This is a genomic window from Gemmatimonadaceae bacterium (genome assembly GCA_019637355.1).
GTDB lineage: Bacteria > Gemmatimonadota > Gemmatimonadetes > Gemmatimonadales > Gemmatimonadaceae > Pseudogemmatithrix.
Window position 1 is genome coordinate 695,983 of the sequence record JAHBVT010000001.1, and the last position, 16,817, is coordinate 712,799.

At 69.9% G+C, this 16,817-nt stretch carries 11 protein-coding genes; 7 read left to right on the top strand and 4 right to left on the bottom strand.

Annotated elements, in window-relative coordinates; translation table 11 throughout:
* Window positions 1-124: 124 nt before the first annotated feature.
* A complete protein-coding gene (locus tag KF689_03110; protein ID MBX3132366.1) occupies window positions 125-1,972 on the bottom strand; it encodes an NAD+ synthase in 1,848 nt (615 codons plus the stop codon).
* Between the two features lie 134 nt (window positions 1,973-2,106).
* Here KF689_03110 and KF689_03115 point away from each other — a divergent pair, with 134 nt between their 5' ends.
* Entirely contained in the window at window positions 2,107-4,104 is a 1,998-nt protein-coding gene (locus tag KF689_03115; protein ID MBX3132367.1) for a PBP1A family penicillin-binding protein, read from the top strand.
* A gap of 62 nt (window positions 4,105-4,166) precedes the next feature.
* The gene (locus KF689_03120) at window positions 4,167-5,090 is read left to right on the top strand and encodes a hypothetical protein (protein MBX3132368.1); all 924 of its coding nucleotides are present in this window, start codon (window positions 4,167-4,169) and stop codon (window positions 5,088-5,090) included.
* A gap of 3 nt (window positions 5,091-5,093) precedes the next feature.
* On the opposite strand, the gene lon is transcribed toward KF689_03120, so the two are convergent.
* Window positions 5,094-7,643: an endopeptidase La gene (lon, locus tag KF689_03125; GenBank protein ID MBX3132369.1), complete on the bottom strand. Its 2,550-nt coding sequence runs from the start codon at window positions 7,641-7,643 to the stop codon at window positions 5,094-5,096.
* Between the two features lie 225 nt (window positions 7,644-7,868).
* On the opposite strand from lon, the gene KF689_03130 reads away from it, so the two are divergent.
* A complete protein-coding gene (locus tag KF689_03130; protein MBX3132370.1) occupies window positions 7,869-9,767 on the top strand; it encodes a protein kinase in 1,899 nt (632 codons plus the stop codon).
* Window positions 9,760-11,796: a protein kinase gene (locus KF689_03135; protein MBX3132371.1), complete on the top strand. Its 2,037-nt coding sequence runs from the start codon at window positions 9,760-9,762 to the stop codon at window positions 11,794-11,796. Before KF689_03130 ends, KF689_03135 begins: the two co-directional genes overlap by 8 nt.
* Here KF689_03135 and KF689_03140 read toward each other — a convergent pair.
* Window positions 11,773-12,603, bottom strand: a complete 831-nt coding sequence (locus KF689_03140) for an alpha/beta hydrolase (protein ID MBX3132372.1) — start codon at window positions 12,601-12,603, stop codon at window positions 11,773-11,775. The two genes, KF689_03135 and KF689_03140, sit on opposite strands and share 24 nt — an antisense overlap.
* Window positions 12,604-12,875: 272 nt before the next feature.
* On the opposite strand from KF689_03140, the gene KF689_03145 reads away from it, so the two are divergent.
* The 3 genes from KF689_03145 (at window position 12,876) to KF689_03155 (ending at window position 16,232) form a co-directional block, all read left to right on the top strand.
* Complete coding sequence (locus KF689_03145) at window positions 12,876-13,880, top strand: hypothetical protein (GenBank protein ID MBX3132373.1); 1,005 nt, start codon at window positions 12,876-12,878, stop codon at window positions 13,878-13,880.
* Window positions 13,877-14,764: an alpha/beta fold hydrolase gene (locus KF689_03150; protein MBX3132374.1), complete on the top strand. Its 888-nt coding sequence runs from the start codon at window positions 13,877-13,879 to the stop codon at window positions 14,762-14,764. Before KF689_03145 ends, KF689_03150 begins: the two co-directional genes overlap by 4 nt.
* Before the next feature lie 373 nt (window positions 14,765-15,137).
* Window positions 15,138-16,232, top strand: a complete 1,095-nt coding sequence (locus tag KF689_03155) for a DEAD/DEAH box helicase (protein MBX3132375.1) — start codon at window positions 15,138-15,140, stop codon at window positions 16,230-16,232.
* 91 nt (window positions 16,233-16,323) lie between these two features.
* On the opposite strand, the gene KF689_03160 is transcribed toward KF689_03155, so the two are convergent.
* On the bottom strand, window positions 16,324-16,752 hold the full coding sequence (locus KF689_03160) for a GspH/FimT family pseudopilin (GenBank protein MBX3132376.1): 429 nt from the start codon (window positions 16,750-16,752) through the stop codon (window positions 16,324-16,326).
* Window positions 16,753-16,817: the final 65 nt, after the last annotated feature.

Consider the following 16,817-nt stretch of genomic DNA (forward strand, 5'->3'; position numbering starts at 1 on the left):
CAGTGAGGTCTGACGGAATGTCGCGGGGGCGGGGTGGGGGGGCGACCCGAAACTTGCGGTGAGTTAGCGACGGAGGACGGATGCTCACTGCTTCCGTCATCCGTCCTCCGTCTTCCGTCTTCCGTCAATAGTCGACTGGCCGCAAATAGCTCTCCCCGATCGCCGCGCCACTCACCATCGCCACCGTCGGCAGCTTGCGCTTCCAGTGCGTGGAGTCGAGCCGCTTCGTCACGAGCCGCAGGGCTTCGGGGTCCACGCCCTTGGCCAGCAGTTCCTCGCGCGTCCAGCCGTGCAGCAGCCAGTTGAGGATCTCGTCGGCGACGGCGTAGCTCACGCCGAAGTCGCTCTCGTCGGTCTGGCCGGCGATGAGATCGGCGCTGGCGGGCTTCTTCACGATCTCATCGGGCACGCCGAGGTAGGTCGCGAGCTGCCAGACCTGCGTCTTGAACAGGTCGCCGATGGCGTTCACCGGCGGTGAGTCGTCGGCGTGCCAAGTGAAGTAGCCGAGCAGGCGCTCGCTCTTGTTGCCGGTGCCGAGCGGCAGCGCGCGGTGCTTGGCCGAGAGATCGAAGAGCGCGATCATCCGCACCCGCGCCATCACGTTGCCGCGGCGGGCGGCGTCGGCCTCAGGCTCCTGCGCCAGGTAGCCGTCCACCGCGGCGGAAATGTCGAGCGTGCGCTGCTCGATGCCAAGCCGGTCCATCAGCAGCTGTGCGTGCGCCAGCGAGTCGGCGCTCGACGTGCGGTAGGGCAGCCGCACGCCGATGACGTTCTCCTTGCCCAGCGCCCGCGCCGCCAGCGCCGCCACGACCGCCGAGTCCACGCCGCCGGACACGCCGACGACCGCCTTGCTGAAGCCGCGGCGCTGGAACTCGTCGCGCAGGAAGGCCACCAGCCACTGCTCCACCAACCGCGCGTCGATGTCCAGCGAAGGCGGCGCGTGCGCCGCGCCGACGACCAGCGGCAGATGGTTGACGGCTGCGAGCGGCACGTCCCTCGGCGCTGCGGGACGGAAGTCGGAAGCCGGATGGGGGGTGCCGGAGCCTTCCGTCTTCCGTCTTCCGTCTGATCCCAACACCCGGTCCAGCTCCGCACGCAACGACGGCAACTGCGCCTTCAAGTCGCTCAGTAACGGCAACTCCGCCCGCACCCGCGCGATGTCGGCCAGATTCACCGTCGCGGTAACCATCGCCTCCTCGAAAATCGGCGCGCGCACGCGCACGTCGCCGCGCGGCCCGACGACCATCGACCCGCCCTGGAACATCCGGCCGCCTTCGCTGCCGACGAGGTTCACGAGCGCGGCGTAGACGCCGTGCTCGTCGGCGATGTCGCGGATGAGCCGCTCCCAGCGCGCGACGCTGCCGGGCTGCGAGCCCTCGTCGCGGGGCGTGACGCCGCGCGCCGGGGCGGCGGCGACCACGCAAACCACCTGCGCGCCGTCGAGCGCGGCGATGGTGCCGGTGAGCGAATGCCAGGCATCCTCGCAGATCAGGATGGCGAGGCGTCCCCACGAGGTATCAAAGGCCTGCACGCCGTAGCCGCGCTCGACGAAGCGCTCTTCGTCGAACAGGCCATACGTCGGCAGGAAGTTCTTGCGATGCAGGTGCCGCAGTCGCGACGGCTTGCCGCCCTCGACGGCGATGCAGGCCGCGCTGTTGTGTAGCGTGCCGTCCGCGGCCACCTCGTAGAATCCGAGCACCACGTCCATCGCCGGCAGGCTCGGCGCGAGACTGGCCAGGCGGCCGTCGAGCTCCGCCACCAGCTGCTCCGCGCTCAACGCCAGCTCGCGCACCCCGCCTTCCACGAAGTAGCCCGTCGTCACCGTCTCGGCGAACACCACCAGCTGCGGCTGCGGGTCGAGGCCGGCGGCCTGGGCGACCAAGGCGGCGATCCGGTCGAGGTTCGCGGAGAGGGCGGCCTTGGCGGGGCGGAACTGGGGGAGGGCTAGGGTGAGAGCTGGCACTCTGGAAATCTACGAGGGAGAAGGGAGGGGGGAGGGGGGTGACGGCGGGGAGACGGGAGGAGGCAGAGGGTCGGGAGAAGGCAAACGGCGCACCGCCAACCTCTAGTAGGCTGGGTGGCTCCCTCTGGGGTAGAATGCAGTCCGTGCGTACCCTCCTCCGACTTTCCTTTACCGCGCTGCTGTTGGCGCTGGGGTCCCGCCTGGAGGCGCAGGGGGAGGCGTCGCGTATCGTCACGCCGCCGCAGAGCTCGGTGGTGCTCGCCCGCGACGGGTCCTTGATCGGGCATATCGGGCGGGAGTGGCGCACGAACGTCTCGCTGTCCTCGTTGCCGGCGTATGTGCCGGCGGCCTTCGTGGCGGTCGAGGACCGGCGCTTCTACCAGCACGATGGCGTGGATGTCGTGGGGATCGCCTCGGCGTTGCGCGACAACCTGCTGGGCGCGAGCCGCGGGGCAAGCACGATCACGCAGCAACTGGTCGGCAATATGCATCCGACCATCATCGACCGGACCGACCGGTCGCTCTCGCGCAAAGTCCGCGAGCAGCGCGCCGCGCGCGAGATGGAGCGGCACTACAACAAGCAGCAGATCCTCGAGGCCTACCTCAACCAGATCCATTTCGGGCGGAACTGGTATGGCATCGAGTCGGCGGCGCGGCACTACTTCGGCAAGGCGGCCGCCGAGCTGAACATCGCCGAGGCCGCGTCGCTGGCGGCGCTGCCGAAGGGGCCGGCGATCTACGACCCGATTCGCTATCCCGACCGCAACAGGAACCGGCGCGACGCGATCCTCGGCTTGATGGCCGAGCAAGGGTACATCACGCGCGCGCAGATGACGGCGGCGCGCGCGGAGCCGCTGCGCACCGCGCCCACTGCCGGGATGTCGGTGGCGGCGCCGTACTTCGTGGACGCCGTGCGGCAGCAGCTCGAGCGCGCCGGAGTGGCCGTCGGCAGCGGCGGGTATCGCATCCAGACGACGCTCGATCCGGCGCTGCAGCGCGCCGCCGCGAGCGCGCTGGTGGAGGGCATCCAGGGCATCGAAGCGCAGAGCGGATATCGCCACCCGACCCCGGCCTCGGCGCCGCGGGCGGCGGCGGAGCATCTGCAGGGCGCGGTGGTCGCGATCGATCCCGCCACCGGCGACGTGCGTGCGCTGGTGGGCGGGCGCGACCACGCGACGGCGCCGTTCAACCGCGCGACCAACGGCGTGCGGCAGCCCGGCTCGACGTTCAAGCCGATCGTCTACGCGCGGGCGCTGATGGATTCCATCCCGCCCACGGCCATCGTGCCGGACACGGCGATCGCCATCGCGTACGACGCCGAGCTGTACTCGCCCAAGAATGCCGACGGAGAGTTCCTCGGGCCGATCACGCTGCGCACGGCGCTGGCGCGTTCGCGCAATCCGGTGGCGGTCACGCTCTGGCAGCGCGAGGGCGCCGACTCGGTGATTGCCTTGGCACGGGCGATGGGCATCACGTCGCCGATCGCGCCGTACCCGTCCAGCGCCATCGGCGCATCGGCGCTGCGCCCGATCGAACTGGTGGCGGCGTTCACCGCCTTCGCCAACCTCGGCAGCGCGGTGGAGCCACGCTTCGTCCTGCGCGTGCAGGACGCCGTGGGGCGCACGGTGTGGGGCGAAGGCACGCGCGTCCTGCCGCCGGCGATGGATTCGGCAGTGGCCTATGTGGCCGTGCAGTTGATGCGCGAGGCCGTGGACAACGGCACCGGCGGGGCGGCGCGGCGCGGCGTCGCCGAGGAGGTGCAGGTTGCCGGCAAGACCGGTACCACCGACGACAACACGGACGTGTGGTTCGTGGGAATGACGCCGAACCTGGTCGCGGGGGTATGGCTCGGGTTCGACCGTCCGCGGACCATCACGCCGGGTGCGGGCGGTGGCGGATTGGCGGCACCGGTGTTCGGCACGATGCTGGCGCGCTGGGGTGGTGCGGTTCCGGGCGGATGGCCGCAGCCGGAGGGCGTAGTGCTCGCGGAGATGGACCGCGAGACCGGCGACCTCGCGGAACCGTGGACGCCGACGGAGCGTCGGTACGTGGAGAGCTTCGTCGCGGGGACGGAACCGGGCGCGCTGCGGGTGGACGCCCGGCGCTTCATCCTGACCTTCGGACCGTTGCCGGTGTTCTGAGTCCAGTTGTGTGATGCAGGTCCTCCGTATTGCGCCGGTCCCCCTACGATATTTCGTCCTCTATGCGTCCGTCATTCCGTCGGTTGGTCCTCCCCTTCGCCGCCGTGGCGCTCGTGGGCAGCTGTGGCAAGGATCCCGGTCCGTCCGAGGATTCTCCCTTCACGCTCGAGCTGATCTGGCTGGGCACGCTGCCCAATGCCTCTACACGCTCGTCGTTTGACGCGGCGGGCAATACGATCCGCGCGACGATCACGGCGCCGCTGACGACGGTGGCGATCCCGCCGACGTTCACGAACCTCAGCCAGTGCGGGCTGAACGGGCACCCCGACATCGCGCGCGACAACATCCGCGGGCTGCGCATCTACGCGGTGATCGAGCCGATCGATTCCGTCGGCGGCACGCTGGGCCAGGCCGGCCCCTGCCTGATCCGGGCCAACGACATTCCCGCGCTCGGGATTATGCGCTTCGACTCGTGGGACGTCGCCGCGCTGCAATCCAGCGGACGCCTGACGCGCGTCGTGCTGCACGAGATGCTGCACGTGCTGGGCTTCGGCACGGTGTGGTTCGACCAGGTGCTGATCGACACGGTCACCAACGCGTCCGACGCGCGGTTCCTCGGCGAGAACGCGCGTGCTGCCTGCGCCCTCACCAACGGCGGCGCGACGCAATGTGCGGCGACGGTGCCCGTTCACAGCGCCGACGGCGAGGGCTCGCGGTTCTCGCACTGGCGCGAGTCCACCTTCGGGAACGAGCTGATGACGCCGTTCCTCAGCGCCGGGGCGACGCCGTACTCGGCCACGACGATCCGCTCCCTGGCCGACTTGGGCTACCAGGTGACGTTGGACGTAGCGGACCCGTACACGCTGCCCGGTGCGGCGCTGATGGCGAGCGAAGCGGCTCCGAGCCTGGTGACCTTCCCGGAGCCGATGCTGCCGCGCTGGCAACTCGACGGGCGCGGTGGGATGCGCCCGGTGCGTCCCCGCTAAGCCTTAGGCGACGGCCACCAGCGGCTCGCCCGCGCCCTTGCCGGGTTCGGGCAGCAACGCCAGCGCCAGCACGTCTTCCAGCGTCTCCACGAAGTGGAAGCGCAGTTGGCCGCGCGCCTCGTCCGGCACGTCCTCCACGTCGGCTTCATTGGCCTTCGGCAGGATCACGTCGGTGATGCCGGCACGCAGTGCGCCGAGCACCTTCTCCTTGACGCCGCCGATCGGCAGCACGCGGCCGCGCAGCGTGATCTCGCCGGTCATCGCGATGTCCTTGCGCACCGGACGGCCGCTGAGCTCGCTGGCCAGCGCCGTGGAAATGGCGACGCCGGCGGACGGGCCGTCCTTGGGGATCGCTCCGGCGGGCACGTGGATGTGCGTCTCCACCGCGCCGAGCTTGCCCTTCGGGATGCCGAGCTTCTCGGCGTTCTTGGTGACGTAGGTGAACGCGGCGCGGGCAGATTCCTTCATCACGTCGCCGAGCTGTCCGGTGAGGATCAGGCTCACCGGCGCGCCACCTTCGGCGCTGGGCGCGGCGAGCGCGCGCACCGAGGCCTCGACGAACATAATGTCGCCGCCCATCGGCGTGTAATACATCCCGGTGGCGATGCCGACTTCGTGCGCGACGTTCGCCTTTTCCGGGTGCACCTTCGGCCGGCCGAGCAGCTCGCGCACTTCCTCGGCAGTGAGCACGCCGTCCACCGTGGGATCGCTGCCTTCCTTGGTGGCGATGCGCCGCGCGACCTTGCGCGCGACCTTGCCGATCTCGCGCTCGAGCTGGCGCACGCCGCTCTCGCGCGTGTACTGGCTCACCAGCGAGGCGATCGCGGCGTCCTCGAACGTGAGCTTCTTGTCCGAGAGGCCGTTCTCCTCGAGCTGGCGCGGGATCAGGTACTTCTTGGCGATCTCCTGCTTCTCGCGCTCGGTGTAGCCGGCGAAGTCCACGACTTCCATCCGGTCCAGCAGCGGCCCCGGGATGTTCTGGATGAAGTTCGCCGTCGCGATGAACAGCACCTCGGAGAGGTCGAAGGGGATGCCGAGGTAGTGGTCGGTGAACGAGTCGTTCTGCGCCGGATCCAGCACTTCGAGCAGCGCCGACGACGGGTCGCCCTGGAAGGACTGGCCGAGCTTGTCGACTTCGTCGAGCAGGAAGACGGGGTTCTTGGTGCCGGCCTGCTTCATCCCCTGGACGATGCGGCCGGGCATCGCGCCGACGTAGGTGCGCCGATGGCCGCGGATGTCGGCTTCGTCGCGCGCGCCGCCCAGCGCCACGCGCACGTACTCGCGCCCCAGCGCGCGTGCGATGCTCTTGGCGATGCTGGTCTTGCCCACGCCCGGCGGGCCGGAGAAGAGCAGGATCGGGCCCTTGGCCATCGCGCGGGCCTTGGCCTCGCGCTTGTCCGTGATCTGCCGGTCCTTGTCCTCGTGGTTGGTCTTCTTGGGAATGGACGCGCTCGGCGCCTCCTCGGCCGTCGTCTTGAGCTTGGCGGCCGGGAACTCACCGGTACGGTCCATCTCCTCCGAGAGCTGCTGCGCGCGCAGCTGGCGCACGGCGAGGAACTCCAGCACGCGGTCCTTCACGTCCTGCAGGCCGTAGTGGTCCTCCTCGAGCACGGTGTGCGCGTGCCGGAGGTCGAGCTGGTCGTCGGAGCGCGTGTTCCAGGGCAGCTCGGCGATCCACTCCAGGTACGTGCGGATGACCTGCGCTTCCATCGACTCGCGGCCGGAGCGCTCGAGGCGTCCGAGCTCACGCTCGACTTCGGTGCGCGCCTCCTTGGGCAGCTCGAGCTTGCTGAGCTTCTCGCGCAGCTCCTCGATCTCCTTGGACTGGTCGTCGTCGCCGAGCTCCTTTTGGATCGCCTTCATCTGCTCGCGCAGGAACATCTCGCGCTGGCGTTCGCCCAGCTCTTCCTGCACCTGCGACTTGATCTCCTCCTGCGCCTCGAGGAGGGAGATCTGGCGCTGGACCATCACCAGCACCTTGCGGAGGCGGTCCTCGACTGAGAGGGTCTCGAGCAGGCCCTGCTTCTCGGCCACGGTGAGTTCGATGTAGCCGGCCACGAGGTCGGCGAACTTGCCGGGCTCGGTGACCGAATCAAGCACCTGGTGGACGACTTCCTCGGGCAGGCCGCGACGTTCGCCGAGCTCGGCGGCGCGCTCGCGGATCTCCTTGTGGAGGGCCTCGAAGGCGGCGTCCTTGTCGTCGAGCGGCCCCATCTCCTCCGTCTGGGTGACCACGGCCGCGAGGTAGCCTTCGGTGGTCTGGTACTGCAGCGAGGTGGCGCGCTGCTCGCCGTGGAGCAGCAACTGCACGCCGCCCAGGCCGCGCTGCACCTGGCCGATGCGGGCGATGACGCCCATCGAGTAGAGGATCTCGGGCGCCGGCTCCTCGGTGTTGTCCTTCTGCGCGACGGCGAAGACCAGTCGGTCGCCCTTGAGGGCGCTCTCGATGGCGCGCAGGGTGCCGGGGCGACCCGCCGCGATCGGGGCGGTCAGCCCCGGGAAGATGACCGTGCCGCGCAGGGGCAGGACGGGAAGGGTCTGGCGGGTGCTCATCAAACGGAGTCCTGAAGGGGAATCGGGTGCAATGCGTGAAGTAACCCGCAGGCGCAAGGACCGTTCCGCTCTGACTTACGACCTTTTGGCGGGGATTGCAACTTTCACGTGCCGTCCTGACGTACGGACTGCCACGCTCGTGAGACCGGGTCTGGCGTTTGGTATCCGGACCCTTCGGGCCGTATCTTTGCCGCTCCAGCTGTCCCCCCACATCACGACGCCTTCGTGAGCGAGTCGCGCCTCTCCCAATCCGACGCCGAACTGCAATCGCACATCGTGCGGGTGCTTGAGGCGCAATACGACGTGGAGCAGGAAATCGGCCGCGGCGGGATGGGCATCGTCTACCGCGGGCGCGACAAGCGTCTCAAGCGCCCCGTCGCCATCAAGCTGCTGCCGCCGGAGCTGGCCTTCCGCTCGGAGATCCGGTCGCGCTTCCTGCGTGAGGCCGAGATGGCGGCGCAGCTCTCGCACCCGCACATCGTGCCGATCTACAGCGTCGATGAGCGCGAAGGGCTGGTGTACTTCGTGATGGCGCTGGTGGAGGGCGAGAACCTCGGTAGCCGCATCGCGCGCAAGGGTGCCGTGGCGCCGGAAGAAGCGCGGCGTATCCTGCGTGAGGTGGGCGACGCGCTGGCGTACGCGCACTCGCAGAACACGGTGCACCGCGACATCAAGCCGGACAACATCCTGATTGACGGCGCGACCGGCCGCACGATGGTGACGGACTTCGGCATCGCCCGGGCGGTGAGCGAAGGCAGCGAGTCGAAACTCACGGCCACCGGCATCGCCATCGGCACGCCGGCGTATATGAGCCCCGAGCAATCGGCCGGCGACCGCGACATCGACGGACGCACGGACCTGTACGCGCTTGGCATTGTGGCGTACCAGATGCTCTGCGGCGACCTGCCGTTCAACGCCACGAGTGCGCCGGCGCTGCTGGTGAAGCACCTGAGCGAGAAGCCGGTACCGATCGAGCAGCGCGCCCACGTGCCGTCGGACCTGGCGCGCGCGGTGATGCTCTGCCTCGAGAAGAACCCCGACGACCGGTTCCCGGACGCGCGGGCCTTCGTGCAGGCGCTGGAGACGGGCAACGTGCCGCAACTGCCGGCGCGGATGGGCAATGCGTATCCGCAGGCCGCGCCGACCTGGTCGCCGCCGGCGGACTTCGACCCCGATGCGCCCACGCCTGAAGAACTGGTGCGCTGGCACGATCCGGCGGTGGTGTCGTTCCGCAAGGCGATTGCGCCGTTCCTCTTCGTGACGACGGCCTTCGTCGTGGTCAACTTCGTCGGCGGTCCCAACCTGCTGTTCGTCTCGGCGTTCTGGGGCATCAGCGTGGCGTACAAGTACGCGCGGCTCTGGAGCGACGGTTTTGACTGGCGCGATGTGTTCAAGCAGCCGCGCGACAAGATGATCGTGGACGTGGCCGCTGACACGGTGGACAGCGCCAAGGCGATTTTCGACCGCGAGAAGCGGGCGGAGGTGCGCGAGAAGGCGCGCCGTCGCCGGCTGTCGGTGGGCAACGCCTCGCCGGAAGGCGGGATGCGCGCGCTGTCGTCGGCCGATGCGGCGGCGCTGGGCTCGGGTCCGCACGCGGCCACGGCGCGGCAGGCGCTGCTCGACCGCGAGGAAGTGCTACGGCTGGTGGAGTCGTTGCCGCAGTCGGAGAAGGCGCGGATTCCCGAAGTCGTCCCGACGGCGCGGCAGTTGGCCGAGAGCGTGATGGGCCTGGCCTCGGCGCTGGGCGGTGTGGAGCGCGACCTCAACGGCAGCAGTGCCGCGGCGATGGAGAAGGAGATCCTCGCGCTGGAGGCGCAGGCCAACCCGCTCGACGTGCAGGCCAGCGAGGCGCGCGTGCGCCGGCTGGCCCTGCTCAAGCGCTCGCGGCGCGCCACCGCGGAGCTGGAGCAGCGCCGCAGCGACCTGCAGGCCAAGCTGGAGAACGTGGCGCTGACGCTGCAGAACCTGAAGTTCGACGTCCTGCGCCTGAAGGCAGGCAACCAGAGCTGGCAGCACGTGACGACGATCGCCGAGCAGGCGATGGCGCTCGCGCGCGAGGTGGACAGCGCGGTGTATGTGGGCGACCAGATGGCCCGCTTGGATCGCAGCAAGCCCCGTGGCTGACGACGCGCTGCGCCAACGCTGTGCCGCCGCGGTCGCGGGCCATTATGAGATCGAGGCGGAGGTAGGGCGCGGCGGAATGGCCGTCGTCTACCGTGCCCGCGACGTGCGCCTGCGCCGGAAGGTGGCGCTCAAGGTGCTGCCGCCGGAGCTGGCCTTCCGCGACGAGGTGAAGCGCCGCTTCCTGCGCGAGGCGGAGATGGCCGCCGGACTCGCGCATCCGCATATCGTGCCGATCTACACGGTGGACGAGAACGATGGCCTCGTGTGGATGGCGATGGGCCTGGTGGACGGCGAGTCGCTGGCCGAACGCCTGCACGGTGAGCCGCGCCCGCCCGTGGACGTGGTGCGCCGCGTGCTGCGCGAGGTCTGCGAAGCACTGGCCTACGCGCATCGCGAGGGCGTGGTGCACCGTGACATCAAGCCGGACAACCTGCTGATCGAACGCGAGACGGGGCGGGTGCTGGTCACGGACTTCGGGATCGCGCGGGCCGCCGAAGGCGACCAGCGCCTCACGGCCACCGGCATCGCGGTGGGCACGCCGGCATATATGAGCCCGGAGCAAGCGATGGGCGAGCGCGAGGTGGACGGGCGCGCCGATCTCTACGCCCTCGGCGTGGTCGGCTACCAGATGCTCGCGGGTGAGCTGCCGTTCCAGGCGGCCAACACGCCGACGATGCTGATGAAGCACCTGAGCGAGCGGCCGCGGCCACTGCGCGATGTGCGCGCCGACCTGCCGGACAATCTCATCTATGCGATCGATCGCGCGCTCACGAAGGGCCGCGACGACCGCTGGCGCACGGCCGACGAGTTCCGGGCGGCGCTGGCCGAGGACGCCGAACCGCCCAGCGTGCGCCGCCGCTCGACGGGGGCGTCGCAGGCGGTCGTGGGGCGCCCCAGCACGGGCGCCGCAGCAAGCGGCGCGAGCGAGCCGCTGCCGGCCGCCGACCCGCTCGACGACCTGAAGGCGCGCACGCCCGTGCCGGGACCGGAGTTTCCGAAGCTCCCGCCGGACTGGATCGCCGACCCGGAGAAGCGCGACGAAGGCGCCGAGGCGCTGCGGCGCTGGCGCGAGGAGGCGCGGCGTTGGCGCGAGCAGGTGCGCCACCAGCCGCGCGCGCAGCGCGAGGACCTGCGCGTGGCCGCGCAGCGGATGAGCGCCTTCGAGCTGCAGCAGAAGACGCCGGAGCAGCGCATCACCGCAGTGCGGCGGCGAATGGCGGCCGGAGTGGTGACGGTCGGGATGCTGGCGCTGATCAACGCGATCGTGACGCCGGGCTTCCCGTGGGTGCTGTTTCCGGCGATTGGCATCGGCTTCGGCGTGGTGAAGCGCCTCGCGGATCTTTGGTCCGACGGTATCCCGATCCGTGCAGTGTTCCGCAAGGCGAGGCCGGCAGCCGTGCGCGGCGACGAGTCGCCGCTGCGGCGGCTCGAACCCAAGCTCCCGGCGCCGCCCGCCGCGACGGCGGCGCAGGCCGTGCTCGACGCCGTGCCGGCCGACGTGCTCGCCAGCGCGCAGGGGCAGGCCGTGCGCGATGCCTTCAGTGCGCGCAGCAAGATCCGCGGCGTGCTGGCGCGCCTGCCGGAAGAGGAGCGCACGCTGTTGCCGGAGATCGAGCCCACGGTGGATGCGCTGGTGGAGCGTGTGCGTACGCTGGCCATTGCGCTGCACGCGCTCGACACCGAGGCCAATCCGGACGCGATGGTGCGCCTCGAGACGCGCATCGCTCAGGCTGAGCAGATGCCGGAGGGCCCGGAGCGCGAACGGCGCCTGGAGCTGCTGCAGCGGCAGCGTGCGACGCTCATTGACCTCGCTGAGCGCCGCGGTAGCCTCGCGGCGCAACTGGAGCAGGCCGTGCTGGTGCTGGAGACGATGCAGCTCGACCTCGCGAAGCTGCGCAGTTCCGGGATGGCATCGCGCGTGGCCGACCAAGGGCCACTCACCGAGGAGATGCGCGCCATCGCCCGCGACATCGAGCGCGTGGCCGAGGCTGTGGATGAGTCGCGGCTAGACCGCCGTCCCGGCAAATAGCGGCTCGAGCGCAATCCGCAGGGCGGCGGGTGCGTCCTCGGGCACGAAGTGCGCCGCCCCCGGGATGACCGTGAACGTGGAGCCCCGGAGCGCGCGATGCAGCCGCTCGCCGAGCTGCACTGGATAGAACGGATCGTCCTCGCCCCAGACGACGACGGCAGGGAGGTCCAGCTCGCCGAGCCGTGCCGACCAGGCGCTGGTGTCGCAGTGCCGCATCACCGCTAGGTGCGAGGCGAGGGCGTCGCGGCCGGCGGCGGTGGTGAAGTGCTGCAGGCAGGCGTCGAGCGTGAGGTGCGAGCGCTGGGCGTCGGCGAAGCCGCGGCGCACCGAGCCGTGTACGAGCCCGGCGAGCAGCGCGGGCGGCGTGTGACGCGCCAAGGGACCGAGGGCCCGCGCGAGGCGGGCGAGGCGCCGCGGCTTGATGCCGAACCCCGCACTGCTGACCAGCGCCAGGCCGCTCACGCGCTCGGGCCATTGCACGGCGAAGGCCTGCGCGACGCCGCCGCCAAGGCCGTGCCCCACGATGAAGGCGCGTTGGATAGTCAGGTCGTCGAGTAGGCGGCGAATCGCATCGGCGTGGGTGTCACAGCCGACGACCCCGCGGCCGAGCGGGTCGCTACGGCCGAAGCCTGGGAGGTCCACGATGATGAGGCGGTGCCCCGGTGCGAACTCGGGCGCCATCGCGCTCCAGAGGCGCGAGGCCAAGGGGAATCCGTGGATCAAGACGACCGGATCGCCGGCCCCGCGGGTGCCCGCGGCGTAGTAGTACAGCCTCGATCCCCCCACATCCACGAATTCACCGCGCATCAAGTGAATCTGGCGGAATCCGCAGGAAATGGTATCCTTTACGCTTCCTCAGGGTATGGGGACAGGCGTGCCGAGGATTTACGGCAGGCTAGGTGAGTCAAGTTGTTTTCTCGTAAGGCGTTAGCCACGGCCCCCGTTTGACGACTCCGATAATTTCTCCCGCATCGATCTTCGCGCCGCCCCCGCCCCCGGAAGCAGAAGTGACATTTCCGGTGACTTGGCTCCTCGACAACTCGCCAGCACCGATTCAGTATCGAGCCATTAACGATGTTGTGAAGCCGACCGATGGCACGGCGTTCGAGCCCGGAATCCTGCCGATGGCCCACCGGCCGGCATTGGAGCTCGCGGTGCAGGCCGACGTGCACGGCGTCTGGAACGACGCGATGCTCGCGCTGCCGTCGCAACGGGCGATGCACTTCGAAGGCGTCGGCACGATTCCGGCGATGCGGCGCCTGCTCGAGTACGGCTGGGACAAGGACTCGCCGCCGCTCGTCCACACGAAGCGCGTGCTGTTCCGGCTCCTGGCCGAGGACGCTGATCCGGCACAGCTCTACGAGTTGCGTCCTACGCGCGGCAAGGTGGAGGAAGAAGTCCTGGCCGCGCATCGGCAACTGCTGCGCGAAGCGGCCGGCGCGGCGCTGGCGACGGCTGGCTTCGAGGCTGACCCGCGGCTGCGCGGGCTGGCGCGGCGCACGATCGACCGCATCGCTGAGTACCTGCGCTCGCCGCTGGCCGAGAAGCCGTGGATCCGCGTCGGCAACAAGCAGGTGCTGGATCCGGACGCGGCGCCGCCGAGCATCTACGCGCTGCACCTGATCGCGCATATGCCGCTGTTCCAGAGCGAGCACTACGAGGCGATGGAGCTGCTGAACGCCTACCTCGCGCGGCCGATGCCGCGCCAGGAGTCGGTGCAGCAGGTCGGCACGACGCTGATGCCGATGCCCTACGCCGTCCTCGGCGACCCGCTGCCGCACCGCAATGCGGTGGAGGCGGACGTGCCGAAGGCGCTGGCCTGGCTGGAGCTGATGGCGCGCTTCGGCTTCCTGCGGCGCAACGAGACGTGGACGAAGATGTACGAGCGCTTCGTGGACGACTGCGGCCGCGACGGCGTCTGGCATCCGCACAAGGGCTTGGCGATGCCGAAGAGCACGGATCCCTATGTGTGGCCGATGTTCCCGCTGGTGGAGCCGCACGGCGGCGAGGAGCGGTGGTGCGACGTGACGTTCCGCATCGGGCTCATCGCGCGCGCGGCGGGGCGACCGATCGCGCTCGTGTGAGTCCCAGCGGCACGCGGCTGCCGCCGGCCGAGTGGTTTCCGGCGGGCGTCGAAGGCATCACGGTGCGTCGCGTCCCGCTGGCGGGGGGCCTGACGTTGCGCGTCCTCGAGGCCGGGCCCCCGACGGGCCCGGCCGTGCTGTTGGTGCACGGTTGGGCGGTGAGCGCCTACCTGTGGCGGCACAACATCCTGCCGTTGGCGGCCGCAGGGTATCGCGTGATCGCGCCAGACCTGCCGGGCCACGGACTCAGTGATGCGCCGTCCGCCGCAGGCAGCTACACCGAAGAGGCCTTCGCGCGCAGCGTGATCGAGTTGCTCGACGCCTGCGAGGTGGAGCGCGCCGTCGTCGCCGGCCAGAGTATGGGCGGCAAGGTGGTGGTGCGCGCGGCGCTCGATGCCCCGGCGCGGATCTCGCGGCTCGTCTTGTTTGGCCCAGTCGGATTCGGGCTCATCCCGCCCTGGCAGGCGCTGTCACCGCTGATTCCGACGCCGCCGGGCGAGCTCATCGCGAAGTTCATCCCGCGCGAGGTGATCGCGTTCGTGCAGCAGCGCGTGTACGGCAAGTTGGGCTTCTTCACCGAGCGCGACGTCGATGAGTACTGGGCGCCGACGCAGTTCCCGGCGGTGGTGCGCGCGCAGTTCCAGATGCTGCAGGAATTCCGCTGGGGACTCTGGGACGCCGCCACGCTGCACGCCCTGCACCAGCCGACACACGTAGTCTTCGGCACGCGCGACCGCACGGTGCGGCCGAGGACGGCCGAGGAGTTGGCGCGCGAGCTGCCGAACGGGCGGCTGACGTGGATCGAGGATGGCGGGCACGTGGTGATGGAGGAGGTGGCGGGGCGCGTCAACGAGCTCTTGCTCGGCGAGCTGCGGGGTGGGTGACTAGGTTTTGTTTACGATGACTAAACGGCAAGAGAGAGAAGGGGAGGCGGGTGAAGGCGGGGAGAAGGCGCCTTCGGCACGGAAGACGGCGGGGGCACGGAAGACGGCGGGGGCACGGAAGACGGCGGGGAAGACGGGCGGGAGACGGAAGTCGGGAGAGGGGGAGGCAACTGCAACCTCAACCGCAACGGCAACCGTAACCGCAGCCGCAACTCCAACTCCAACCGCAACCGACGCGACCGTGCTCGCGACGGGCACGCTCCTCCCGCACAGTGCTCCGGACGTCGTCTCGCCGGAGCTGGCCAAGTCGCTGGCGGAGCGCGAGGCCGCGACGGTGGACGTCACCTTCGCCGACCTCGGGCTGAGCGAGGCGATGTTGGCGTCGCTCGAGCGGAGCGGGTATGCGCGGCCGACGCCGATCCAGCAGCAGGCGGTGCCGCTGGCGCTCAAGGGGCGCGACCTGATGGGGCTCGCGCAGACGGGCACCGGCAAGACGGCGGCCTTCACGATCCCGATCATCGAGCGGCTGATGGACGGCCCCAAGCGCACGCGTGCGCTGGTGCTGACGCCGACGCGCGAACTCTGCCAGCAGGTGGAGGCCAGCGTGCGCAAGTACGGCGAGGGCGCGGGGCTCGAGGTCATCTCCGTGTACGGCGGCGTGGGTTACGAGCCGCAGACGGACGCGTTGCGTGCCGGCGTGGACGTCGTCGTCGCGACGCCGGGGCGGCTGATCGACCACCTCGAGAAGCAGAACGTGGTGTTCGACGATCTCGAGGTGCTGGTGCTCGACGAGGCCGACCGGATGCTCGATATGGGCTTCGCGCCGCAGATCAACCGCATCGTCGCGCAGATCCATCCGTACCGGCAGACGCTGCTCTTCTCGGCGACGATGCCGCCTGAAGTTGAGGCGCTGGCGCGGAAGTACCTGCGCAAGCCGGTGGTGGTGCAGGTGGGACGCCGCTCGCAGGCGGCGGCGACGGTGCGGCACTTCGTCTACCCGGTGCCGGGGCACCGGAAGATCACCCTGCTCGCGCACCTGCTGCGTGAAATGGCCGCCGACGACTCGATCCTCGTCTTCACGCGCACCAAGTCCGGCGCTGATCGCGTCGTGCGGCATCTCGAGGACGAGGGCGTGAAGGCCGACGCACTGCACGCCGACAAGAGCCAGGGGCAGCGCGAACAGGCGCTGCAGCGCTTCAAGGACGGTAAGACGCGCGTGCTCGTGGCCACCGACATCGCCCAGCGCGGCCTCGACATCTCGGGCATCTCGCACGTGATCAACTACGACGTGCCGCAGCAGGCCGAGGATTACGTGCACCGCATCGGCCGCACCGGCCGCGCCGCCAAGGAAGGCGATGCGTTCACGTTTATGAGCACCGACGAGATCGGGATGGTGCGGACGATCGAGCGGGTGATCGGCCAGGAGATCCCGCGGATCTCGGTGGCGGGGTTTGACTTCGGGACGTGAGTCGAGGACGGATGACGGATGACGGATGCGAGAATGGCGCGCCGATTGCAGATCAGAGCGCCCCGCAAGCTTCCGTCATCCGTCATCCGTCCTAATAACTCACCCTCGCCCGTCCGAGTCGCGACACCACCACGGTCTCCGCCCGCGCGCCGATGCTGACGACGATGGTCGAGTTGGCGACGCCGTAGCCGAGTCCGTTGGCGCCGAAGGTGACGGTGTCGCGCGTGGCGTGGAGGCGGACGCGATGCTGGCGCGCGAGGTCGCGGCGCCAAAGCGTGTCGCTGCCGGATTCGACGCGGATGGAGCCGGCGGGACGATCGACGACCAAGCGGGCCTGGCTGCCACGGCGGATGGCGGCGGCCCGGGTGAGCGTGACGGCACCGCTGACCTCGTGCGCGGCCTGGCGGATGCGCAGCCCGTCGAGCAGGTACTTGCCGCGCGGCAGTGCCACGCCGGCGAGGATGCCGACGAAGGCGCAGACGAGCACGAGCTCGAGCAGGGTGAAGGCAGGGCGCGTCACAGGGCGAGGATGCATAGATTCGTCGCGTAAGGCCGCATCGTCCCATCGCCGCCATCACCCGTTCG

Bases quoted from the DNA above. Each gene is read 5' to 3' on its own strand.
- KF689_03140 (MBX3132372.1), bottom strand. From the start codon at position 12,603: ATGCGCGGTGAATTCGTGGATGTGGGGGGATCGAGGCTGTACTACTAC.
- KF689_03155 (MBX3132375.1), top strand. From the start codon at position 15,138: ATGTTGGCGTCGCTCGAGCGGAGCGGGTATGCGCGGCCGACGCCGATC.
- KF689_03120 (MBX3132368.1), top strand. From the start codon at position 4,167: ATGCGTCCGTCATTCCGTCGGTTGGTCCTCCCCTTCGCCGCCGTGGCG.
- lon (MBX3132369.1), bottom strand. From the start codon at position 7,643: ATGAGCACCCGCCAGACCCTTCCCGTCCTGCCCCTGCGCGGCACGGTC.